Annotated in this window: 22 protein-coding genes; 17 read left to right on the top strand and 5 right to left on the bottom strand. The window is 33.0% G+C overall.

The genetic code is table 11. From position 1 onward, the window contains the following. The first annotated feature begins 8 nt into the window (after positions 1–8). The 3 genes from LNP81_RS08135 to LNP81_RS08125 all read left to right on the top strand — a co-directional run bounded on the left by LNP81_RS08135 (position 9) and on the right by LNP81_RS08125 (position 2,696). Entirely contained in the window at positions 9–980 is a 972-nt protein-coding gene (locus LNP81_RS08135) for an electron transfer flavoprotein subunit alpha/FixB family protein (RefSeq protein ID WP_230034888.1), read from the top strand. Between the two features lie 165 nt (positions 981–1,145). After that, positions 1,146–1,769, top strand: coding sequence for a bifunctional nuclease family protein (locus LNP81_RS08130; RefSeq protein WP_173966558.1), 624 nt, complete (start codon positions 1,146–1,148; stop codon positions 1,767–1,769). A gap of 75 nt (positions 1,770–1,844) precedes the next feature. Continuing rightward, positions 1,845–2,696: a thymidylate synthase gene (locus LNP81_RS08125; protein ID WP_230034887.1), complete on the top strand. Its 852-nt coding sequence runs from the start codon at positions 1,845–1,847 to the stop codon at positions 2,694–2,696. A gap of 194 nt (positions 2,697–2,890) precedes the next feature. On the opposite strand, the gene LNP81_RS08120 is transcribed toward LNP81_RS08125, so the two are convergent. Further along, positions 2,891–3,187, bottom strand: coding sequence for an isoamylase early set domain-containing protein (locus tag LNP81_RS08120; protein WP_173970880.1), 297 nt, complete (start codon positions 3,185–3,187; stop codon positions 2,891–2,893). Between the two features lie 237 nt (positions 3,188–3,424). Between LNP81_RS08120 and LNP81_RS08115 the strand changes: the two genes are divergently transcribed. The 4 genes from LNP81_RS08115 to porT all read left to right on the top strand — a co-directional run bounded on the left by LNP81_RS08115 (position 3,425) and on the right by porT (position 6,296). Continuing rightward, entirely contained in the window at positions 3,425–3,769 is a 345-nt protein-coding gene (locus tag LNP81_RS08115) for a 2TM domain-containing protein (RefSeq protein ID WP_230034886.1), read from the top strand. A 13-nt stretch (positions 3,770–3,782) separates the two neighbouring features. After that, positions 3,783–4,265 (top strand): dihydrofolate reductase, encoded by a 483-nt coding sequence (locus tag LNP81_RS08110; protein ID WP_194615915.1) that lies wholly within the window; start codon positions 3,783–3,785, stop codon positions 4,263–4,265. Positions 4,266–4,852: 587 nt separating this feature from the next. Then, a complete protein-coding gene (gene ubiE, locus LNP81_RS08105) occupies positions 4,853–5,584 on the top strand; it encodes a bifunctional demethylmenaquinone methyltransferase/2-methoxy-6-polyprenyl-1,4-benzoquinol methylase UbiE (protein WP_230034885.1) in 732 nt (243 codons plus the stop codon). A gap of 1 nt (position 5,585) precedes the next feature. Then, positions 5,586–6,296 (top strand): type IX secretion/gliding motility protein PorT/SprT, encoded by a 711-nt coding sequence (gene porT, locus LNP81_RS08100; protein ID WP_230034883.1) that lies wholly within the window; start codon positions 5,586–5,588, stop codon positions 6,294–6,296. A gap of 9 nt (positions 6,297–6,305) precedes the next feature. Here the strand turns inward: porT and LNP81_RS08095 are convergent, their stop codons facing one another. Then, positions 6,306–7,034, bottom strand: coding sequence for a TrmH family RNA methyltransferase (locus tag LNP81_RS08095; protein WP_230034881.1), 729 nt, complete (start codon positions 7,032–7,034; stop codon positions 6,306–6,308). Between the two features lie 37 nt (positions 7,035–7,071). Between LNP81_RS08095 and tamL the strand changes: the two genes are divergently transcribed. The 4 genes from tamL to LNP81_RS08075 all read left to right on the top strand — a co-directional run bounded on the left by tamL (position 7,072) and on the right by LNP81_RS08075 (position 12,403). Further along, positions 7,072–9,627 carry a translocation and assembly module lipoprotein TamL gene (tamL, locus tag LNP81_RS08090; protein ID WP_230034879.1) on the top strand — a complete coding sequence of 852 codons (2,556 nt, stop codon included), beginning with the start codon at positions 7,072–7,074 and terminating at the stop codon, positions 9,625–9,627. A 58-nt stretch (positions 9,628–9,685) separates the two neighbouring features. Next, positions 9,686–10,753, top strand: a complete 1,068-nt coding sequence (gene fbaA, locus LNP81_RS08085; protein WP_230034877.1) for a class II fructose-bisphosphate aldolase — start codon at positions 9,686–9,688, stop codon at positions 10,751–10,753. A 110-nt stretch (positions 10,754–10,863) separates the two neighbouring features. Continuing rightward, entirely contained in the window at positions 10,864–11,718 is an 855-nt protein-coding gene (gene accD, locus LNP81_RS08080; RefSeq protein WP_056190173.1) for an acetyl-CoA carboxylase, carboxyltransferase subunit beta, read from the top strand. 82 nt (positions 11,719–11,800) lie between these two features. Next, complete coding sequence (locus tag LNP81_RS08075; protein WP_230034875.1) at positions 11,801–12,403, top strand: hypothetical protein; 603 nt, start codon at positions 11,801–11,803, stop codon at positions 12,401–12,403. 284 nt (positions 12,404–12,687) lie between these two features. Here LNP81_RS08075 and LNP81_RS08070 read toward each other — a convergent pair whose 3' ends face one another. Continuing rightward, positions 12,688–13,935 carry an ABC transporter permease gene (locus LNP81_RS08070; RefSeq protein WP_230034873.1) on the bottom strand — a complete coding sequence of 416 codons (1,248 nt, stop codon included), beginning with the start codon at positions 13,933–13,935 and terminating at the stop codon, positions 12,688–12,690. Positions 13,936–14,100: 165 nt separating this feature from the next. Here LNP81_RS08070 and purH point away from each other — a divergent pair, with 165 nt between their 5' ends. The 6 genes from purH (at position 14,101) to rodA (ending at position 21,345) form a co-directional block, all read left to right on the top strand. Next, positions 14,101–15,627, top strand: a complete 1,527-nt coding sequence (purH, locus tag LNP81_RS08065; RefSeq protein ID WP_230034871.1) for a bifunctional phosphoribosylaminoimidazolecarboxamide formyltransferase/IMP cyclohydrolase — start codon at positions 14,101–14,103, stop codon at positions 15,625–15,627. 54 nt (positions 15,628–15,681) lie between these two features. Next, a complete protein-coding gene (locus LNP81_RS08060; protein WP_007804822.1) occupies positions 15,682–16,710 on the top strand; it encodes a rod shape-determining protein in 1,029 nt (342 codons plus the stop codon). A 109-nt stretch (positions 16,711–16,819) separates the two neighbouring features. After that, the gene (mreC, locus tag LNP81_RS08055; RefSeq protein ID WP_230034869.1) at positions 16,820–17,644 is read left to right on the top strand and encodes a rod shape-determining protein MreC; all 825 of its coding nucleotides are present in this window, start codon (positions 16,820–16,822) and stop codon (positions 17,642–17,644) included. Then, complete coding sequence (locus LNP81_RS08050; RefSeq protein WP_230034867.1) at positions 17,637–18,143, top strand: rod shape-determining protein MreD; 507 nt, start codon at positions 17,637–17,639, stop codon at positions 18,141–18,143. Before mreC ends, LNP81_RS08050 begins: the two co-directional genes overlap by 8 nt. Beyond that, on the top strand, positions 18,140–20,095 hold the full coding sequence (gene mrdA, locus LNP81_RS08045; protein WP_230034864.1) for a penicillin-binding protein 2: 1,956 nt from the start codon (positions 18,140–18,142) through the stop codon (positions 20,093–20,095). The genes LNP81_RS08050 and mrdA overlap by 4 nt, the downstream gene beginning before the upstream one ends. Positions 20,096–20,109: 14 nt before the next feature. Beyond that, positions 20,110–21,345 (top strand): rod shape-determining protein RodA, encoded by a 1,236-nt coding sequence (gene rodA, locus LNP81_RS08040; RefSeq protein ID WP_230034862.1) that lies wholly within the window; start codon positions 20,110–20,112, stop codon positions 21,343–21,345. A 327-nt stretch (positions 21,346–21,672) separates the two neighbouring features. Here rodA and LNP81_RS08035 read toward each other — a convergent pair whose 3' ends face one another. Then, entirely contained in the window at positions 21,673–22,353 is a 681-nt protein-coding gene (locus tag LNP81_RS08035; RefSeq protein WP_065449250.1) for a DedA family protein, read from the bottom strand. A gap of 130 nt (positions 22,354–22,483) precedes the next feature. Further along, positions 22,484–22,825 (bottom strand): heavy-metal-associated domain-containing protein, encoded by a 342-nt coding sequence (locus tag LNP81_RS08030; protein ID WP_230034860.1) that lies wholly within the window; start codon positions 22,823–22,825, stop codon positions 22,484–22,486. Between the last annotated feature and the right edge of the window lie 47 nt (positions 22,826–22,872).

Here is a 22,872-nt window from a genome sequence, read left to right as displayed (position 1 = left end):
AAATTATCATGTCAATATTAATATATGCAGAATCTGCAGAAGGAAAATTTAAAAAAGTTGCTTTTGAATTAGCTTCTTACGCTAAAAAAGTAGCAGAATCACTAGGAACAACTGTTACAGCTTTAACTGTAAACACGAGTGACGTTAGCGAATTAGCTAAATACGGAGTTGATAAAGTATTAAAAGTTACCAACGATAAATTAAATGGTTTTACAGCAAAGGCTTACGCCGATGTTATCAAACAAGCTGCCGAAAAAGAAGGAACAAAAGTAGTTTTACTTTCTTCGACTACAGACAGTATTTATCTTTCATCATTAGTTGCCGTGGCTTTAAATGCCGGTTTCGCATCAAATGTTGTCGGATTACCAGTTAGCACTTCTCCTTTTCAGGTAAAAAGAAATGCTTTCTCAAACAAAGCTTTCAACATTACAGAAATCAATACTGATGTAAAAGTTCTTGGCTTGGCTAAAAACTCTTACGGAATTTTCGAAAGTGCAGGAGGATCTGCGACCGAAGAAGATTTTAATCCCTCAATTGGAGACAATGACTTTGGAGTAAAAGTAGAATCTGTAGAAAAAGTAAGCGGAAAAGTATCTATTGCTGATGCTGATATCGTAGTTTCTGGAGGACGTGGACTAAAAGGTCCTGAAAACTGGGGATTAATCGAAGATTTAGCAGCTGTTTTAGGCGCTGCAACAGCATGTTCTAAACCCGTTTCTGATTTAGGATGGAGACCTCACAGCGAACACGTTGGACAAACAGGAAAACCAGTTGCAACTAACTTATATATTGCAGTAGGAATCTCTGGTGCTATACAGCATATTGCAGGTATCAACTCATCAAAAGTAAAATTGGTTATCAATAACGATCCTGAAGCTCCTTTCTTTAAAGTTGCCGATTATGGTATCGTTGGAGACGCTTTTACAATTGTTCCGGAATTAACTGAGAAATTAAAAGCTTTTAAAGCACAACATTCTTAATTTAAAAATTCTCTATAAAAATATAGCTGCCTAAAAACAAGATAATCGTATCTTTGTTTTAGGTGGCTTTTTTGTTCCATATTTTTTGATTAAAATTGCACCTTTATTTTTCAATCAAAAAAAGTACTAAAATGAGGCAATAATTGCCCTTTTTTACCCACATATATGAGTCTAGTAAAATTATCCATAAAAGGAATTTCATACAGTCAAACTCAAAATGGCGCTTATGCCTTAATTTTGAATGAAGTTGATGGCGAACGAAAATTACCAATAGTTATTGGCGCTTTTGAAGCCCAATCGATTGCTATTGCCTTAGAAAAAGAAATTAAACCTCCACGCCCGCTAACGCACGATTTATTTAAAAACTTCGCTGAAAGATTTGATATCGTTGTAAAACAAGTCATTATTCATAAACTTGTCGATGGTGTTTTTTACTCCAGTTTAATTTGTGAAAGAGATAAAATCGAAGAAATTATCGACGCCAGAACTTCTGATGCAATTGCATTGGCCTTGCGTTTCAATGCTCCGATTTTTACTTATAAAAATATTTTAGACAAAGCTGGTATCTATTTAAAATCAAATACTGCAGAAACTGATCAGGGTTCTCAGGAAATTGATGATGTGCTTTCTAATCCGGAAACTTTTGGTCGTGAAGAAGAAAGTAATCAATCCGGAGATGTTTACGCAAAACATAGTTTGCAGGAACTAAATGAGCTTTTAGATCAGGCTGTTTCTCAGGAAGACTATGAAAAAGCAGCAAAAATTAGAGACGAAATCTCTAAAAGATAAAATTATTGTTTAATCGTTGATTTGTTTATTCGTTAAATCGATTAAACAATTAAACGAATAACCGAATAAACCACAATGAAACAATACTTAGATTTAGTACAACATGTTTTAGAAAACGGTTGTCAAAAAGGAGATAGAACAGGAACGGGAACTAAAAGTGTTTTTGGTTACCAAATGCGTTTTGATTTAAGTGAAGGTTTCCCAATGGTAACAACCAAAAAATTACACTTAAAATCTATCATTTATGAACTTCTTTGGTTCTTAAAAGGTGATACCAATATAAAATATCTTCAGGAAAATGGGGTGAAAATTTGGGATGCCTGGGCAGATTCTAATGGAGATTTAGGCCCTGTTTACGGACACCAATGGCGTAATTGGAATAGTGAAGAAATTGATCAGATCTCTGAATTGATTACAGAACTTAAAACAAACCCTAATAGCCGAAGAATGTTGGTTTCAGCATGGAATCCATCGGTTTTACCTGATACAAAAAAGTCATTTGAAGAAAATGTTGCCAACAATAAAGCAGCCTTACCTCCATGTCATGCTTTTTTTCAGTTTTATGTAAGCAGTCCTGATCCTGAAAAAGGAGAGATAAAAGGAAAATTATCCTGCCAATTGTACCAGCGAAGTGCTGATATATTTTTAGGAGTTCCATTTAATATTGCTTCTTACGCATTATTAACGATGATGATTGCTCAGGTTTGTGATCTGGAATATGGAGAATTCATTCACACTTTTGGAGACGCACATATTTATAACAATCACTTCGAACAATTAGAATTGCAATTGACCCGTGAGCCAAAACCATTACCAAAAATGATCTTAAATCCAGAGATTAAAAACATTTTTGATTTTGATTATAATGACTTTACACTTTTAGATTATGAACCACATGCGGGAATAAAAGGAAGTGTTGCTGTATAAACTATTAGTTTTAAAGCCTAATGTTTTTTTTTACCGCAAAGAACGCAAAGATTTTTATCCTAAGAATATCATCCAAAAAGAAAAGTTCGCAAAGCTAGATCAATACAAAGCTTTGCGAACTTTTCTTTTTTCATTAAGCTAAGAGTAGACTTAGCGTTCGCTGTGGTATTTTTTTTCTCTAAAGATTTTATACTTTATACTACTAAAACACTATTTTCACTTCCTGCAAAATCATTCCATTTATAAGAATCTGCTTCAGGATCATTAACATAACTTCCGTCAATTACGTACTTAAACTCGTAAATTGCATCTTTAACCAAGTCATAGGTAGCTTTAAAAGTACCGTTTTTTAACTTACTCAAAGTTCCTTCCTCAACATTCCAGTTGTTAAAATCGCCAACAACCGCAGCCGAACTTGCGTCTTTAGCATCAATAGAAAATGTAACTTTAACTACCGGCTTCGTTTTAATAAATTGTTTCTTTAAAGACATAACTATTTAGTTTTTAGATTCATAGACTAAATTACATAAATTCAGATAAACTTTCGATACCTTCACAGCCGATTTGTGATAATATCAAAAACCGAATATTTTTTTAGTCATATCAATAATTAAATCCGCATAAAATTTTGGAATTCAAACTCTCAGCTCATTTTAAAAGAAATATTCCAAGATCTAAATAGGGTGATTACAAAATAAATTTTAACTTTATGACCTCATTTATATCTTATGGAAAAAGAAGCGCACGAACAATACGAATATGCCCGAAGAAGACTTAGACAGAAAAAGATCTTATACTTTCATTTTGTACTTTTTCTGCTAGGAAGTTTATTTTTATTTATTGCCAACAGATTTTTTGGTTTTGGCGCTAACACAGATCAAAACTGGTGTGTTTGGGGAATTACGATATGGTTCTTTATCTTTATTTTACACTTTATAAAGGTGTACATTACAGACAGATTCATGAATAAAAAATGGGAAAGAGAACAAATTGACAGACTTGTTGGCTTACAGCAAAAAAGAATTAGTCAATTAGAATCCAGAATAATTGAGGATACCGAAAATAAAATTTAGTTACTAGATTGCTATGATTATAATGATAGCGGCTGTTGCCGAAAATAACGAGCTTGGAAAAAACAATGAATTAGTTTGGCATTTACCAAATGATTTTAAAAGATTCAAATCACTTACAACGAATCATCATATTATTATGGGAAGAAAAACTTTTGAAAGCTTCCCGAAACCACTCCCAAACAGAGTTCATATTGTGATAACACGCCAAAAAGATTATCATCCGGAAGGCTGTATTGTAGTCGACAGTATCGAAAAAGCAATTGCCGCTTGTCCCGAAAACGAAGATTCGTATATCATTGGCGGAGGCGAAATTTATAATCTTGCCTTGCCTTATACAGATATTATTGAGATCACCAAAGTGCATCATACTTTTGAAGCAGATGCTTTTTTTCCAAAAATCAGCAAAAGTGAGTGGCAACTGGTAGAATCTGAAGAAAACTTTAAAGATGATAAACATCTTTTTGATTATACGTACGAAACATACATTAGAAAGTAATAAAAACAAAAAAACATCCTCTTGTGAAGGATGTTTTTTAAAAAACGATTGATTTTTAAATCTGACTCATTCGAGTAATAGTTTTGGTAAAAAAAATCACAAATGTTAGAAACATTTGAATAACTGAATAACATTTAATGTTAAATGAGAACGAATCTCAAAGAGCCTTTAATAACAAATACCACTAAGATATTAAAGGCAAGAAAATTAAAATTTCCAAAAACAAATTTAATCCTAAGAACGTATTTCGCACTTTAAAAGAGTATTGGCCCCAAGAACAATACTTTCAAAACTACTTACAAGAACAAATGAAATTACCAGTGCAAAAAAAATATTCATTTGATTCAAGTCATTAATTCAATCAATCATTAAAATTCTATCTTTTTAACTGTAGCAAAGTTGGTCATAAAATCCACGTCCCACAATACCCACTTTTGGTGATTTTTGCAAAATACCCACTTTTGGTGATGGCCAGAATCCAACATCAAACAATAATTAAACATCTACAGTTAAAACAATTAATTTACAAATTCAAAAACTCAATTACAGTTAAGTCAGATTGTATTATATTTGCGTAAATAAAAAAAATGTCTGAAAAAATAACCCCATATAAAGACTCTTCTTTAGGTAAAAAAGAGCAAGTTGCCCAAATGTTTGATAACATCTCAGGGAACTACGACAATTTGAATCGCGTAATTTCATTTGGAATCGATATTAAATGGAGAAAAAAAGTATTAAAAATAGTTTCGGATAAAAAACCCAAAGTTATTCTTGATATCGCAACCGGAACTGGAGACCTTGCCATTTTGATGACGCAAACAAATGCCGAAAAAATAATTGGTCTGGATATTTCTGCAGGTATGCTGGAAGTTGGGAAAAAGAAAATCGCAGAAAAAGGATTATCAAATTTAATTGATATGGTTTTGGGAGATTCTGAAAAAATTCCTTTTGAAGACAATTATTTCGATGCTATAACCGTTGGTTTTGGGGTTAGAAATTTTGAACATTTAGAAAAAGGTTTTGCTGAAATTTTAAGAGTTCTAAAACCTAATGGTGTTTTTGTAATTCTGGAAACTTCGGTTCCTGACAAAACTCCTTATAAACAAGGTTATAAATTTTACAGCAAAAATATACTTCCTATCATTGGTAAATTGTTTTCTAAAGACAATTCTGCTTATGGTTATTTATCTGAATCTGCTGCAGTTTTTCCTTATGGAGAAGCTTTAAACAATATTTTAAGAAAAATTGGGTTTATAGATGTTGTATCCATGCCTCAAACTTTTGGGGTTGCCACCATTTATTCTGCATCTAAAAAATAGTATGAAAAAAACTGTAGTCTTACTTTTATTAGTCTTAACGACAAACGGATATTCTCAATTTGCTAAAAGTATGTTTAGCAAGGATCCTATTATAAATCTTGAAAACTGGCAAAAACAACGCCTGTATTTTGGTTATTATTTAGGTTTTAATAGTTTCGATTTTAAATTTGACTACAAAACTCCCGGTCCGGATATTCAGGTAAAAAAGACTACCGGTTTTAATGTAGGTGTTGTAGCCGATTTAAGACTACAGGAATATATCAATTTGCGTTTTGAGCCAGGTTTGTATTATACCAAACGTGATTTGTATTATCCAAATTTACCTTTAGAAAAAGATTATTTACGAGAAGTAAACAGTACTTATATTCACTTTCCATTATTATTAAAATTTTCTTCACTGCGTACAGGAAACATTCGCCCATATCTTGTTGGCGGAATGTCTACAACATTGAATTTATCCAGCAACGCAAAATCAAAAGATGATAATTTTGAAGGGAAATTCAGAGTAAAACAATGGACCGCTGCTTACGAAGTAGGTTTTGGAATTGACTTTTTCTCTGAATACTTTATCTTCTCACCTTCTATAAGAGGTATGTTTGGCATTACAGATGAATTAATTCGCGACAATCCTGCAAAAGGACCAAGCCCATGGACAGATAATATCGATTCTATGAAATCGAGGGCTATTTTAATTAATTTTACTTTTCATTAAAACAAATACCTAACTATTTCGTTTAAACTCACTAAGAATAATTGCTGTCGCAGTAGCTACGTTTAAACTTTCGGTTTTTTGCAGCTCTCCAAATCTTGGAATTGTGAGTCGGCTTGTAACTATTTTTTCAATCTCTGATGATATTCCATTGGCTTCATTACCCATGATAATGATTCCGCTTTGAGGCAAATTAGATTGATAAATATTCTCGCCATCCATAAAAGTTCCAAAAACAGGAACATTGGCTTCAGCAATAAAATTTTTCAAATCAACATAATTCACATTTACTCTGGCAATAGACCCCATAGTTGCCTGAACTACTTTTGGATTATAAATATCGACAGTTTCTTTAGAACAAATAATTTGTTTGATACCAAACCAGTCACAAAGACGCAAAATCGTTCCCAGATTTCCGGGGTCGCGAATATCGTCAAGCGCTAAAACCAAACCTGAGTTGATAATTTTATTTTCGGATGGAATTTTAAAAACTGCCAAACACGAATTTGGAGTTGATAGGGCACTAATTTTTTTAAGGTCCTGCTCATAAATAAGCGTACGTTTTGAGGAATGAACTTCTTCAAAATCATTTAGAGTCGTATATAAATGCTCTAATTCAAAATTGGACAACAACAATTCTTGAATTACTTTTACTCCCTCGGCAAAAAATAATTGATTTGCAAAACGTTGCTTTTTTTGATGTAAACTTGATATAAGTTTTATTTGGTTTTTACTAACCATAAAATAATGTACTTTTGAATTAAATATTTAAGAACACTTGAAAAAGAATTCCACAAAAATAACAGCATTTATTCTAATAGCAATATTTATTTGCGGTTGTAATGCTGTAAAAAGAGTTCCAGATGGAAAAAACCTTCTTGTAAAAAATACTATTCTTGTAAATGGAAAGGCTACGAACGACGAAATAGCTTCTAACCAAATGTACCAAAAACCAAATGGTACTTTGTTAGGATATCGTTTACGTTTAAATTTATACAACTTAGCCAACTTAAATCCGGATTCTACTTATCAGGCAAAATTTAAAAATCATCCTGGTTTATATGAACGTCAGGCTAAAATATTATCGGCAAAGCAAGTAGACCGACTTGGACAATCTTTTTTGTATAAAGGTATTCATGAATTTCTAAAAAATACAGGCGAACCTCCTGTGGTTATTGATACTGCAAAAACAAAAAAATCTCTTTTACGTTTAAAGTTCTACTACTTTAATAATGGTTATTTTAATGTAGCAACAGATTATAGTATTGATAGTGTTGCCAGAAAAAAAGCTAAAATAAATTACCTTATTACAACCGGTCCGGCTTATACTCTGGACACTATTAACACGAATATCAAGACTCCGGCGCTGGATTCATTATACAGAACCAACAACGAACCTTCGTTTTTAAAATCCGGAAAACAATATAAAACTGCTGATTTTGAAGATGAAAAAAACCGTCTTACGACTTACTTTAGAAACCACGGTGCTTATTTCTTTCAACCTACTTATGTAACTTTTGACATTGATACTATTGGCAAAAAGAACAAAGCTGATGTAACTTTAATCATCAACAACAATAATATTCAGGAAAGAGATTCCAGCAGAACAGAGCCTTTTAAACTATACAAAATCAGCGATGTTAACATTTATACGGATTATTCTCCGGCAAATGCAAAAACAAAAATAACAGATAGTACAACGTACAATAACTTCAATCTGTACAGTCACAAAAAATTAAAATACAAACCGCGAGCGATTACTGATGCTGTTTTTATCACTAAAGGAAATTATTTTTCTGACACCAGAACAACTCTTTCTTCAAGATATTTAAACAACTTAAAGATCTTTAATTATCCTTCAATTCAATATGAAGTTGACAAACGCGACTCAACGGCACAATCCTTAATTGCAAATGTGTATCTGACACCAAGAAAGAAATATAGTTTTGGCGCCTCTCTTGACGTAACCCATTCTAATATTCAGGATTTTGGTATTGGAGCCAGTATTTCTGAAACGATTCGAAATGTATTTAACAGGGCTGAAACGCTTGAAATTTCGGCACGTTTAAATGTAGGTTCATCGAAAGACATGGCAAATCCTAACGATAATTTCTTTAACGTATCAGAGTATGGTTTGGATTTAAAACTGAATTTCCCGAGAATTTTACTGCCTTTTGGCACTGAAAAAATTATCCCGAAAAGAATGATTCCTTCTACCAGCATCACTGCAGGTTTCTCTAAACAAAGAAACATAGGTCTTGACAAAGAAAATTTTACAGGAGGTCTTGCCTATAACTGGTCTCCAAAAAGAAACAATACTGCCAAACTTGAATTGCTTAATGCCCAGTTCGTACGAAATCTAAATCCTAATAATTATTTTAATGTTTATACTTCTTCCTATAATGAATTAAACAATATTGCAAGCGCATATAACATAGAATCCACTAATGTTGATACTAGCGGAAACCTAATTATTCCTGAGGGAGCAAACAACTTTACAAAAGAAGTATTAACAGACCAAACGGTATTAAGGCCGGGAGATAGCCAATATAAAGACGTACAAAGCATAGAAGAAAGAAGAATTCGTCTGACCGAAAATGACTTTATTTTAGCCACTAGTTACACTTTTACCAAAACCACTAAAAAAGATCTTGCTGATAATACCTTTTATCAGTTTAAAACCAAAATAGAATCTGCCGGTACTTTACTATCCGCCATTTCAAGCATTGCAAAGCTTCCTGAAAATTCCAGAGGCAACTATGAAATATTCAACTTAGAATATTCAGAATATATAAAAACCGAATTTGATTATATCAAACACTGGGATTTTGGAAAAGAAAAAGTATTGGCCGTGAGAAGCTTTTTTGGGATAGCCATTCCGTTTGGCAATTCAGATTACATTCCGTTTTCACGAAGTTATTATTCAGGAGGTTCAAACGATAACCGTGCATGGCAACCTTACTCTTTGGGTCCGGGAAGTACGAATGCAGCGAACGATTTTAACGAAGCAAATATGAAGATTGCTTTGAGTGCAGAATTCCGTTTTAAAGTTTTTGGAGATGTGAAGGGAGCGATCTTTGCAGACGCCGGAAATATCTGGAATGTGCTCGATAATGTCATCGACGAGAAGGCAAAATTCTCTGGCGTAAACGATTTAGCTGAAATTGCTTTGGGTTCAGGATTTGGTTTACGTTACGATTTAAGCTTTTTTGTAATTCGTTTAGATTTAGGCTTTAAGACTTATAATCCGGCGCATGAGAAGGGAGACCGTTGGTTCAAAGAATACAATTTTGGTCATTCGGTTTTAAATTTTGGGATAAATTATCCGTTCTAATGCTAATTAATTCTTATTTTTGCAACCTAAAAACTAAAAACAACTAAAAAAAATTACAATGGCACACAATATTAAACCCGGAGTAGCTACAGGAGATCAAGTACAGGAAATTTTTAATTATGCAAAAGAAAAAGGTTTTGCTTTACCAGCAGTAAATGTTACAGGGTCTAGCACAATTAATGGGGTTCTTGAAACTGCAGCGAAACTAAATGCGCCAGTTATTATTCAATTTTCAAACGGAGGAGCACAATTTAACGCTGGAAAAGGATTATCTAACGCTAACGAGAAATCAGCAATCGCTGGAGGAATCGCCGGAGCAAAACACATTCATACTTTGGCAGAAGCTTACGGCGCTACCGTAATTTTACATACTGACCACTGTGCAAAAAAATTATTACCTTGGATTGATGGTTTATTAGATGCTTCTGAAAAACATTTTGCAGAAACAGGAAAACCATTATTCAGTTCTCATATGATCGACTTGTCTGAAGAGCCAATCGAAGAAAACATCGAGATCTGTAAAGAGTATTTGGCCAGAATGAGCAAAATGGGAATGACATTAGAAATCGAACTTGGTATTACAGGTGGTGAAGAAGATGGTGTTGACAACTCTGATGTTGATAGCTCAAAATTATACACTCAACCAGAAGAAGTAGCTTACGCTTACGAAGAATTATCTAAAATTAGCCCTAAATTTACAATTGCAGCTGCTTTTGGAAACGTTCACGGTGTTTACAAACCAGGAAACGTAAAATTGACTCCAAAAATCTTAAAAAATTCTCAGGATTTCGTACAAGACAAATTTAAAACTGGTGCTAACCCTGTAGATTTCGTTTTCCACGGAGGTTCAGGTTCTACACTTGAAGAAATTAGAGAAGCTATTGGATACGGAGTTATCAAAATGAATATTGATACAGATTTACAATTTGCATATACTGAAGGAATTCGTGATTATATGGTTAAAAACATTGACTATTTAAGAACTCAAATTGGTAACCCAGAAGGTTCTGACGTTCCTAACAAAAAATATTATGACCCAAGAAAATGGGTACGTGAAAGCGAAGTGACATTCAATACAAGACTTGAGCAAGCTTTTGCTGACTTGAATAACGTAAATACACTTTAAATTTTAGACTTCTGATTTTAGATTTCAGACTTCTAAAAAAGCCTGAAATCTAAATTTTGAATCAGATTGAAAAATCTAAACTTTAAAATCTACATTCTAAAATTAAAAAAATGGCTTGGTTTAAAAGACAAGAAAAAGGGATTACGACTGCGACCGAAGACAAAATGGACGTTCCTAAAGGATTGTGGTACAAATCTCCTACTGGAAAAATTATTGATGCTGACGAATTAGCCAGAAACTTATTTGTTAGTCCTGAAGATGATTTTCATGTTAGAATTGGAAGCGCAACCTATTTTGAAATTTTATTCGACAATAATGAATTTGTTGAATTGGATAAAAACATGACATCAAAAGATCCTTTGCATTTTGTGGATACAAAAAAATATGCAGAAAGATTGAAAGATGTAATGGAGAAAACTCACCTGAAAGACGCTGTGCGTACCGGAGTGGGAAAATCTAAAGGAAAAGAACTTGTTATCTGCTGTATGGATTTTGCCTTTATTGGTGGATCTATGGGAGCGGTTGTTGGAGAAAAAATTGCCAGAGGTATTGATCACGCGATCAAAAACAAACTACCTTTTGTAATGATTTCTAAGTCAGGTGGAGCTCGTATGATGGAAGCTGCTTATTCGCTTATGCAATTAGCTAAAACATCAGTAAAATTAGCTCAGTTAGCTGAAGCTAAATTACCATACATTTCGCTTTGTACTGATCCAACTACAGGAGGAACAACTGCATCATACGCAATGTTAGGAGACATCAACATCTCTGAGCCTGGAGCTTTAATTGGTTTTGCCGGTCCTCGTGTTGTTCGCGACACTACAGGAAAAGATTTACCGGAAGGTTTCCAGACTGCTGAGTTCTTATTAGAGCACGGTTTCCTTGACTTTATCACGCCAAGAAAAGAATTGAAAGATAAGATCAACTTATATATCGATTTGATTCAGAATAATACAATTAGATAGTTTTCGAACTTCTTAACATATAAAATCCCATTCGCTTCGGCTGATGGGATTTTTTTATATCTTTATTTTAAATCTTCACTTTATGAAAAGAGTTTTAATTGGTTTTGTAATTTGTCTGTTTCTTTTGAATTGTACTAAGAAAAAAGAAAAGAGTATTGAGAAAGACAAAACCTATATCATCTCATATGAAGATGAAAAAATTGAAAAATATTACGATTCCACAAAAAAACATACGGACAAATTTGCTCCTCCTCCAAGAAAAGGTTTTTATGCAGAGCATCAGTTATTAATTGACAAAAAAGGAAGTTTCTATTTTTATCAAAAAAGATATTTCCTCGAATTCTGTAGTTACGGCAGTGAAAAAGATACACTTCCGCATTTTCTTAACCTAGAACCAAAAGACATTGTTAAAATTCCTGAAACTAGTTTAGATGATTTTTTATCCGAAAATATTCTAAGTAAAGAGAAAAACAGACGAATATTAATTATTGCGTCTCAAAATGACACTATAAAAAACACATCCTTTTTCAAGTTCCTAAACAAAAATCAATTACAGGCTTATGCAATCAGAAGAACCACTCAAGAAGAGGATACTGTCTTGAAATACAAAACCAATAGTGATTACTATTATTCTGATTCTATCAAATGGGATCGAACTAAAATTAAGTTCCCAAATAAGAACTAAAAAAAATCCGAAGAATATTTCTTCGGATTTTTTTTTAGAAACCTTTCGCAGTTTACTACTACATTATATTTGGCTAAAGCCTAATTTCTTATCTGTATTTAAATCTCCAGCTAAAGCTGGACGCTATTCAAAAGAATAAATTTTATACTCAACGGAATAATTCCATTTATACAATATAATTAGTTCCTTCGGAACCTTATTACCAACTCCAATGTTTACTTTTTGTAACCTTCAAAAAAAAAAAAAAACCTTAGAACCAGCAACAGTATCTTAGAATCTTAAGACTACATTCCCGTTCTAATTGCCTCAACCGGATCTAATTTTGCTGCTGAAATTGCCGGTAAAATTCCGGATATTACACCAACCAAAATCGATAATCCCGCGCCAATAATTATATTCCAGAAACTTAGCACAAATTCAAAATCTAATAAATTGGTTAAAAGCATCGACATCAGCCAAACAATCAATAAACCAATCATTCCGCCTATTAAACAAAGTATAACTGCTTCGAATAAAAACTGAAACAATATAAAACGATTTTTTGCTCCTAAAGATTTTTGAATACCTATTAAGTTTGTTCGCTCTTTTACCGAAACAAACATAATATTTGCCACTCCAAATCCTCCAACCAGAAAAGAGAAGAAACTAATAAATATTCCTCCAAATCTTAAACTTCCCAGAATTCCATCTACAAAATCAGTAAAACCCGAAAGTACATTTATAAAGAAATTATCAGACTCGCCTGCTTTCATTCCGCGAATTGCTCGCAATTTTTGGGCAACTTCGGCTTTATACGCCTCCATGTCTACTCCTTTTACAGGTTTTAAAACAATAACCGGCGTCATTGCATCATTATCACCGTACATTCTGCGTAAAAAATTCGTTGGTAAATAAACCGATGTATCATTACTATCTCCAAAAAAACCAGCACCTTGTTTCTTGATTACACCAATTACGGTAAAACGTTGTCCGTATAAACGAATATTTTTTCCAACAGGATCACTTGTTCCAAAAAGTCCTTCGGCAATATCATATCCCAAAACAATAACGGCGCTTCCGGAATTTGATTCAGATTCATTGTAAAATCTTCCTTTATCAAAACTCAATCCTTCGATATCCACCATTTCGCTAGAAGAAGGAACTATATTAACATCACTAACGGTTTTTGAATCGTATTTTAAAGTTTCATGATTTACAAAAAGCTGATAAGCGACCTGATCTGTGTTATTAAGGGAATTTTTTAAACTTATATATTCGTCATATTTTACATTTGGAAACTGCTCTCTTTTCCATTGCGGAATTTCAGATGGTCCGAAACAGTATTTCATTAAATAAATCGTATTTTTATCTAAGCTGCTCAGGTCTTTTGAAATCTTTCGATCTAAAGAATCTACCGCTGCCAATACAGCAATAATCGAAAAAATACCAATCGTAACACCCAACAGTGACAATAAGGTACGCAATTTATTATTTCGCAAAGCGTTTATGGCAAAGCGGAAACTTTCTTTTAATAACCTTAGATAAACCAGCATATACGTGTATTTTTCATAAAAGTAAAATTCAATAAATTAAAATCAAAATCCTAATAAAAGTTAACTTACTCATCAGTAGATTTTTTTAGCATAATGTTACATTAATTTTCTTTAAAATAATATTTAAAAAAACTACTTTTGCAGTCTGAAAATCATAACTACACAATGAGCACAACTAAAACAATACAATCCGCATTAATTTCTGTTTTTTCGAAAGATGGACTAGAGCCAATCGTTAGAAAATTACATAAACAAAACGTAACACTTTATTCGACTGGAGGAACTGAAGATTTTATAAAAAACCTTGGAATTCCTGTAGTTCCTGTTGAAGATATTACTTCATTCCCGGAAATTCTTGGTGGAAGAGTGAAAACTTTACACCCGAAAATTTTTGGTGGAATCTTAAACCGTCAGGATAACGAAAGTGACGTTCAGCAAATGAAGGAATTTGATATTCCGCAGATTGATCTGGTTATTGTTGATTTATATCCGTTTGAAAAAACTGTTGCTTCTGGTGCAAGTGAGCAGGATATTATTGAAAAAATTGATATTGGCGGAATTTCACTGATTCGTGCCGGTGCAAAAAATTTCAAGGATACTGTAATTGTAGCTTCTGTTAACGAATATAGTTTGCTTCTTGATTTAATTACAGAGCAAAACGGAGCAACAACTCTTGAAAACAGAAGATTGTTTGCTACAAAAGCATTCCACGTTTCATCTCATTATGATGGCGCGATTTTTAATTATTTTAATACTGACGAAACTATTTACAAAGAAAGTATCGAAGGCGGTCAGGTTTTAAGATATGGAGAAAATCCACATCAAAAAGGTTTCTTTTTTGGAGATTTTGACGCAATGTTCAAAAAAGTGCACGGAAAAGAATTATCTTATAATAATTTATTAGATGTTGATGCTGCAGTAAATTTAATTAATGAATTTAAAACTGACGGACCAACATTTGCTATTTTAAAACATAATAATGCTTGTGGTTTAGCTTCAAGAAAAACTATCAGCGAAGCTTATTTAGCAGCTTTGGCTTGCGACCCAACATCGGCTTTTGGCGGCGTTTTGATTGCAAATACTAAAATTGATTTGGCTACAGCACAGGAAATCAATAAATTATTTTGTGAAGTAGTAATTGCCCCAAGTTATGATGATGACGCAATTGCAGTTTTACAAGAAAAGAAAAACAGAATTATATTAGTTCAGAACGAAGTTGAACTACCTTCAAGACAAGTGAGAACATGTCTTAACGGTTTGTTAATTCAGGACAGAAATAATATTACAGATACTAAAGAGCATTTAAAAACCGTTACCATTACTGAGCCAACCGCTCAGGAAATAGAAGACTTGATATTTGCTTCAAAAATTTGTAAAAACACAAAATCAAACACGATTGTTTTTGCAAAAAACGGAACATTAATTTCTTCAGGAACTGGCCAGACATCAAGAGTTGATGCTTTGGTACAAGCTGTAGATAAAGCTAAAGCTTTTGGATTTGATTTAACCGGTGCTTCTATGGCAAGTGATGCGTTTTTCCCGTTTCCGGATTGTGTAGAATTAGCTAAAAAAGCAGGAATAACAGCTGTAATTCAGCCTGGAGGTTCAATAAAAGACGAATTAAGCATAAATTATTGCAACGAAAATAATCTTGCAATGGTATTTACAGGAACACGTCATTTTAAACATTAATTTGTTTAACTTTGTTCAAAATAATTTATAACATTTTAAACCCCTAAAAAACTTATGGGATTTTTTGATTTCATGACCGAGGATATTGCGATAGACCTTGGTACCGCAAACACTTTAATCATACATAATGATAAAGTCGTTATTGATAGTCCGTCAATCGTTGCACGTGATAGAATATCAGGCAAAATCATTGCTGTTGGTAAGGAAGCCAATATGATGCAAGGTAAAACGCATGAAAATATCAAAACCATAAGGCCTTTGAAGGATGGTGTTATTGCCGATTTTGATGCTTCGGAAAAGATGATCAACATGTTCATCAAAAGTATTCCGGCATTGAAAAAAAGAATGTTTACTCCAGCCTTAAGAATGGTAGTATGTATTCCGTCTGGTATTACCGAAGTTGAAATGAGAGCTGTAAAAGAATCTTGTGAAAGAGTAAACGGAAAAGAAGTTTACCTAATTCATGAGCCGATGGCAGCAGCAATTGGTATTGGTATCGATATTATGCAGCCAAAAGGAAACATGATTGTTGATATTGGAGGTGGTACTACAGAAATTGCCGTTATTGCATTAGGTGGTATTGTATGCGACAAATCTGTAAAAATTGCAGGTGACGTTTTTACAAATGATATCGTTTATTATATGCGTACTCAACACAACCTTTTTGTTGGAGAAAGTACAGCTGAAAAAATAAAAATTCAAATTGGAGCTGCTATCGAAGATTTAGATGGCCCTCCTGAAGACATGTCAGTTCAAGGTAGAGATTTACTTACCGGTAAACCAAAACAGGTTGATGTTTCTTATAGAGAAATTGCAAAAGCATTAGACAAATCGATTCAACGTATTGAAGATGCTGTAATGGAAACATTATCTCAAACTCCTCCTGAATTAGCTGCAGATATTTACAATACTGGTATTTATCTTGCCGGTGGTGGATCTATGTTAAGAGGTCTTGACAAACGTATTTCGCAAAAAACAGATTTACCTGTTTATATTGCTGAAGACCCTTTAAGAGCTGTAGTTCGTGGAACTGGAATGGCACTTAAAAACATTGCAAAATTTAAAAGCATCTTAATTAAATAAGATCCAACAAACAATAAATATATTTTATAAGAGTTAAATTAATTGAATTTGACTCTTATAAAATTTGAAACTTAAAAGCATATCCTGAAACAAAATAACCAAACAAGAAATGCAGCAAATTTTTAATTTTATTATAAGAAACAGTAATCGATTGCTGTTTTTGCTGCTTTTAGGTATTTCGTTGGCTCTCACAATTCAGTCGCATTCTTATCATAGAAGTAAAGTAATTAGTTCTGCTAATTTTTTAAGCGGAGGTGTTTATGAAAAAATAAATCACATCAATGAATATTTGAATTTAAGAACCGAAAACGAAGAACTCGTACTTGAAAATGCAAGATTAAAAAGCCTACTATTTAATAAAGAAGACACTACAAAACTTCCTCTACCAGATACTATAAAAGGCGTAAAACCTGCAGATATTATCGTTTCAAAAGTAATTCATAACTCATACAATACGCATGAGAATTTTATCACGTTAAATTCCGGAACAAATGACGGAATCAAGCCAGATATGGGAGTAATCAATAGCTTAGGAATTATTGGCATAATTGATAACACTTCTCCAAGATACTCTACGGTAGTAAGTATTTTGAATATGAGATCACATATTAATGCAAAACTAAAAAAATCGAATCATTTTGGTTCTCTAACCTGGGACGGAAAAAGCACTGGATTTGTTCAGTTAGAAGATGTTCCAAGATTAGCTTCTATTAGAAAAGGGGATACAATTGTAACAGGTGGCCAATCTGTAATTTTTCCTGAAGGAATTAACATTGGTACTGTCGATAAAATTTCAACCAAAGCCAACACCAGTTCTTATGTCATAAACGTTAAACTCTTTAATGATATGACAAACTTAGGACACGTTTATATTATTAAGAGCAGGGACAGAGAGGAACTTATTAATTTAGAAAACAAGAAAAAAAATGAATAGCGCTTTGTTAGTCAATATTCTTCGTTTTATTATGTTACTAACAATTCAAGTTGTTATTTTCAATAATATGAATTTTTTAGGGTACATAAGTCCCTTCCCATACATCCTATACATTATTTTGTATCCGGTAAACGGCAACAAGGCAGGATTAATTTTCTCCAGCTTTTTACTTGGACTAACCATGGATATGTTTTGTAATTCGGGCGGGATTCATGCTACAGCCTGCGTAATTCTAGCCTATTACAGACCTTATATTTTTAAGTTCTCATTTGGATTAAGTTACGAATACCAAACCATCAAACTAAACGATTCATTAACTCCTGAACGATTTTCATTTATCCTAGTTTCTGTTGTACTACATCATATTGTATTATTTATACTAGAAGCATTTCAGTTTAAATTTATTTGGGACATTTTGCTTCGAACTTTATTTAGTTCTATATTTACAATAATCACTTCAATTATAATAATTTACCTTATTAAGCCCACTAAACGATGAGAAAAGTCCTGCTGCCCTCTTTAATTATTATCGCAGCATCTTTGCTTGTGATGAGGGTATTTTATTTGCAAATTATAGACGATTCCTTTAAATTAAAATCAGAAAATAACGCAATAAAGAAACAGTACGACTATCCCGAAAGAGGATATATCTATGATAGGAACGGAAAATTATTAGTTGCCAATCAGGCTTCTTACGACATCATGGTTATTCCGAGAGAAATTAAGGAGAATTTAAATGTTAGCGAGTTCTGCACATTATTAAATATTACCAAAGAAGATTACGATAAGAGAATTGCAAAAGCCAAAGTTTACAGCCCAAGATTACCGTCTGTATTTTTACCGCAATTAAACAAATCTGAATTTGCTGCTTTTCAGGAAAAGATCAGAAAATATGAAGGTTTTTATTTCCAGAAACGTTCTCTTCGTGATTATGAAGTAGATTATGGCGCCAATATTTTTGGCTCTATTCTACAGGTAAATGAAAAATTAATTGCTAAAAACCCTTATTACAATAGCGGTGACTTAATTGGAAGACAAGGTGTTGAAGAAAGCTACGAAGAAGTTTTACGCGGAATAAAAGGTGTAAAATACATCCAGAAAGACAAATACAATAGAGAAATTGGTTCTTATAAAGAAGGCAAATACGACACTATCGCTGTTGCCGGAGAAGACATTAATCTGACTATTGATGCTGAACTTCAAAAGTACGGAGAAGAATTAATGATTAATAAAAGAGGAGGAATTGTTGCTATCGAACCTAAATCAGGAGAAATTTTAGCATTAGTTACTGCACCCTCTTATGATCCGGGTATCTTGGTAGGAAGACAACGCTCTAAAAATTATACCCTTTTATATCACGATTCTATAGCAAAACCTTTATACGACAGAGGACTTCTTGCCGAGTACCCTCCAGGTTCTCCATTTAAAATTTTAACAGGTTTAATTGGCTTACAGGAACAGGTAATAAACGAAAACACGACGTTTTTTTGTCATAATGGATTCAGTTATGGAAGAGGTCGTTTTATGAAATGTCATAGTCACGCACCAAACCAACAGTTACATAATGGTATTTACAATTCATGTAATACTTATTTCGCACAGACTTATATGCTAACTATAAATAAATATGCAAATCCGGCTAAAGCTGTAGATGTTTGGAGTGATCACGTAAAAAGTTTTGGACTAGGTCAGTTTATGGGTTACGATTTACCAACCGGTAAAAGAGGAAATGTACCAACATCTAAAACGTACAAAAAAATATATCCTAACGGAGGATGGCGAAGCACCACAATTGTATCGAATGCTATTGGTCAGGGAGAGGTTTTAATGACACCTATTCAGTTAGCGAATATGATGGCTACTGTAGCGAATCAAGGTTATTATTATACACCTCACATCATTAAAAAAATTGAGGGCAAAAAAATTGATGCTAAGTTTACCACAAAACACGTTACTACGATTGATCAGAAATATTTCCCTCCGGTTATCAGCGGTTTGTTTGATGTTTACAACCTTGGTACTGCGCGTGCATTAAGAGTTGAAGGTATTGATATTTGTGGAAAAACCGGTACAGCGGAGAATTTTGCTAAAATAAACGGAAAAAGAACACAGCTTAAGGATCACTCGATATTCGTAGCCTTTGCCCCTAAAGACAATCCTAAAATTGCAATCGCAATTATGATTGAAAACGGAGGTTTTGGTGCTGCAGTTGCCGGACCAATTGCAAGTTTGATGATAGAAAAATACCTCAGAAAGAAAATTACAAGGACTGATTTAGAAATTAGGGTATTAAACAAAAGTCTTGTAAGCGAATATGCAAAATTAGGAGGAATGACTGCAGCGAGCGCTATTGAAACTACTCCGAAAGACTCTGTCATGAGAGCAAAAATGGCAAAGCTGCCAAAAGTAGAAGTTAAAAAAATACCTTTAGACACCACCCAAGAAAATTAATACAATTATTTCAAATGAAAAACCAAAGTATAAAAAATAACATTGACTGGATAAGTGTTTTTATTTACACTGCGTTGGTAATATTGGGGTGGCTAAACATTTATTCCTCTTCATTATTATCTACGGACGGAACTTATCAAAAGCAGTTAATTTTTATTGGCTGTACAATTCCTTTGATTTTTATTGTACTTTTTGTTGACGGGAAATTTTATGAAAAATATGCCAGTATTATTTTTGGAGTTTCATTACTTTCATTAGCCGGTTTATTTCTTTTTGGAAAAACTATTGCCGGTCAAAGATGTTGGTACGCAATAGGAAGCTTTACAATACAACCTTCTGAGTTTGCAAAAGCCGCTACAGCATTGGCATTAGCAAAATATTTAAGTGATACACAGATTAACCTGAAAGAGGTAAACAGACAAGTACAAGCTTTAGCTATTGTATTTTTGCCTGTATTATTGATTTTACCGCAGCCTGATCCCGGGAGTGCTTTAATTTACAGTATTTTCATTGTTGTTTTATACAGAGAAGGATTACCATCATGGTATGTATGGACTGGCTTTATTACTATTTTATTATTCGTTTTAACGCTTGTTTTAGAACCTTATGCCGTTATTTTAATTGCTTTGGGAGTATTAATTATTATACATTTTAAAGGCAGGGCTGTTGACAGAAATATTATTTTAAGTGCTATTTTACTCGCTGTTATCTCGGCTTTTGTATTATCTGTAGATTATGTTTTTGATAATATTTTTAAACAGCACCACCGTGACCGTTTTAATATATTATTAGGTAAAACTGTCGACATGAAAGGTATTGGTTATAACACCAACCAATCAGAAATTGCTATTGGATCCGGAGGTTGGATTGGAAAAGGTTTCCTGGAAGGAACACAAACCAAAGGAGGATTCGTTCCTGAGCAACATACAGATTACATTTTTACGACTGTTGGTGAAGAATGGGGTTTTGCCGGTTCAATTGTTGTTATTGCGCTTTTTGTTGGTTTATTACTAAGAGTAATTTATTTGGCCGAAAGACAAAAAACAAAATTCAGCAGAGTTTATGGTTATTGTGTTGCCGGGATTTTGTTTACACACTTTTTTGTAAACATTGCAATGGTTATCGGGATTTTTCCAACTATTGGGGTTCCTCTTCCTTTCTTTTCTTATGGAGGTTCCGGACTTTGGGGATTCACGATTTTACTGTTTATCTTCTTAAAAATGGATGCCAATAAAGTAAATGAATGGTAGTCTTTTGAGACAAATTCCAAATGTAAAAAATTCCAAATTCCAATTGCAACTTAACATCCAGATTCTCAAACAGAAATCTCTTAAGCATTTTTAAGTCAAGTTGTACCTATTAGCCCTTATAGATTCTTAACTTAAAAGATATAACAACTTCTATTAAACAAAGAATATTTATCATTGCCCAAGGTTTTAACCTTCGATTACAAAAAATCATAACAAAGTACTTATCAGTCCCAACGTTAAATGTCGGCAATGTTTAAAAAATCATATTCAGGCATAAAAAAAGTCCGAAGTTCAGAACTTCGGACTTTTTTGTATTGTATATTTTAATTATATCTTTTCGCTTGGTCTTTTCTTTAAAAGCTTTACTAAAACCGGGAACGTGGAGATGATAACAATTATAATGATGATATATTCAATATGGTGTTTTAAATCAATTCCTTGTTTCAAGAACACTCCGTACAAATAATGCCCTGCAAAAATCAGGATAAACGACCATAAGAAAGAACTAAGTACATTATAGAACATGAATTTCTTTTTATCCATAGAAACAATACCTGCAATGATTGGTGCAAATGTTCTGAATATTGGAAGAAAACGCGCATAGATAATAGCTTTTCCACCGTACTTTTCGAAGAAATCTTTAGATTGCAAAAGGTATTTTTTCTTAAACCAAAATGAATCTTCTTTTTTAAACAAATAATATCCACTTTTGGCCCCAAACCAATATCCTGTCATATTTCCTAAAACCCCCATTATAGCAACAAGAGTTGAAAGTACAAATACATTTATAAAGTCAGCCGGAATATCAACTACATTTAGCATTAAGTCGCGGCTGTAAATACCCGCCAAGAAAAGTAAACTATCTCCCGGAAGGAAGAAACCTGCGAAAAGTCCTGTTTCAGCAAAAACTATAAACAAGACAATAAATAAACCAATTTGAACACCTCCGATGCTTAATGTAATATAAAATTCAGGGTTAATTAATTGACTCCAATCAAAATTATTCATAAATGCGTTTGGTTATATTTATAAGTTCGTGAAATTAACAATAATTTGCTTCAACACCAATAAATTGCTATATTTTAAAGATAAATTAACTATTTAAAAGCCCAAGTTTACACTTGGGCCGGTAAGATAATTATTCTCTTACATACTTACAGCAAGAATGCAAATTTTCATAATCTGCATCTGTTGCTTTAACATCCTTAGTATCATGCCCTACTTTAGCAATTGCTTTATTCAAATCTTCAGGAGATGACTTTTCTTCATTTAAAATTACGGCAAGCTGATGTGAACTAATATCCCAGGTTGCTGACTTAACGCCGGGAACAGCAAAAGCTGCTTTTTCGATTCGTTTTTTACATTGCTCACAATTACCGTTTACCTCTGTAGTATATTTTAAATTCTTATTTTTTTTAGTTTGAGCCTGAGCCGAAAATCCTAAAAAAGTAATCATTGCAATTAAAATTAAATTTTTCATATTGTTTATTATTTATCTGTTATTAAAATTGTTTTTTTGAAATTGTT

The sequence above is a fragment of the Flavobacterium piscisymbiosum genome (genome assembly GCF_020905295.1).
Classification (GTDB): domain Bacteria; phylum Bacteroidota; class Bacteroidia; order Flavobacteriales; family Flavobacteriaceae; genus Flavobacterium; species Flavobacterium piscisymbiosum.
This window is presented reverse-complemented; position numbering and strand designations above follow the sequence as displayed.

What these genes read in the sequence shown, in the direction of transcription:
- mreC (WP_230034869.1), top strand. Translation starts at nt 16,820, where the DNA reads ATGCAGCAAATTTTTAATTTTATTATAAGAAACAGTAATCGATTGCTG.
- purH (WP_230034871.1), top strand. Translation starts at nt 14,101, where the DNA reads ATGAGCACAACTAAAACAATACAATCCGCATTAATTTCTGTTTTTTCG.
- LNP81_RS08135 (WP_230034888.1), top strand. Translation starts at nt 9, where the DNA reads ATGTCAATATTAATATATGCAGAATCTGCAGAAGGAAAATTTAAAAAA.
- porT (WP_230034883.1), top strand. Translation starts at nt 5,586, where the DNA reads ATGAAAAAAACTGTAGTCTTACTTTTATTAGTCTTAACGACAAACGGA.
- ubiE (WP_230034885.1), top strand. Translation starts at nt 4,853, where the DNA reads ATGTCTGAAAAAATAACCCCATATAAAGACTCTTCTTTAGGTAAAAAA.
- LNP81_RS08115 (WP_230034886.1), top strand. Translation starts at nt 3,425, where the DNA reads ATGGAAAAAGAAGCGCACGAACAATACGAATATGCCCGAAGAAGACTT.
- LNP81_RS08070 (WP_230034873.1), bottom strand. Translation starts at nt 13,935, where the DNA reads ATGCTGGTTTATCTAAGGTTATTAAAAGAAAGTTTCCGCTTTGCCATA.
- LNP81_RS08125 (WP_230034887.1), top strand. Translation starts at nt 1,845, where the DNA reads ATGAAACAATACTTAGATTTAGTACAACATGTTTTAGAAAACGGTTGT.
- LNP81_RS08110 (WP_194615915.1), top strand. Translation starts at nt 3,783, where the DNA reads ATGATTATAATGATAGCGGCTGTTGCCGAAAATAACGAGCTTGGAAAA.
- LNP81_RS08035 (WP_065449250.1), bottom strand. Translation starts at nt 22,353, where the DNA reads ATGAATAATTTTGATTGGAGTCAATTAATTAACCCTGAATTTTATATT.
- LNP81_RS08030 (WP_230034860.1), bottom strand. Translation starts at nt 22,825, where the DNA reads ATGAAAAATTTAATTTTAATTGCAATGATTACTTTTTTAGGATTTTCG.
- rodA (WP_230034862.1), top strand. Translation starts at nt 20,110, where the DNA reads ATGAAAAACCAAAGTATAAAAAATAACATTGACTGGATAAGTGTTTTT.
- LNP81_RS08060 (WP_007804822.1), top strand. Translation starts at nt 15,682, where the DNA reads ATGGGATTTTTTGATTTCATGACCGAGGATATTGCGATAGACCTTGGT.
- LNP81_RS08120 (WP_173970880.1), bottom strand. Translation starts at nt 3,187, where the DNA reads ATGTCTTTAAAGAAACAATTTATTAAAACGAAGCCGGTAGTTAAAGTT.
- accD (WP_056190173.1), top strand. Translation starts at nt 10,864, where the DNA reads ATGGCTTGGTTTAAAAGACAAGAAAAAGGGATTACGACTGCGACCGAA.
- LNP81_RS08095 (WP_230034881.1), bottom strand. Translation starts at nt 7,034, where the DNA reads ATGGTTAGTAAAAACCAAATAAAACTTATATCAAGTTTACATCAAAAA.
- LNP81_RS08050 (WP_230034867.1), top strand. Translation starts at nt 17,637, where the DNA reads ATGAATAGCGCTTTGTTAGTCAATATTCTTCGTTTTATTATGTTACTA.
- LNP81_RS08130 (WP_173966558.1), top strand. Translation starts at nt 1,146, where the DNA reads ATGAGTCTAGTAAAATTATCCATAAAAGGAATTTCATACAGTCAAACT.
- mrdA (WP_230034864.1), top strand. Translation starts at nt 18,140, where the DNA reads ATGAGAAAAGTCCTGCTGCCCTCTTTAATTATTATCGCAGCATCTTTG.
- LNP81_RS08075 (WP_230034875.1), top strand. Translation starts at nt 11,801, where the DNA reads ATGAAAAGAGTTTTAATTGGTTTTGTAATTTGTCTGTTTCTTTTGAAT.
- fbaA (WP_230034877.1), top strand. Translation starts at nt 9,686, where the DNA reads ATGGCACACAATATTAAACCCGGAGTAGCTACAGGAGATCAAGTACAG.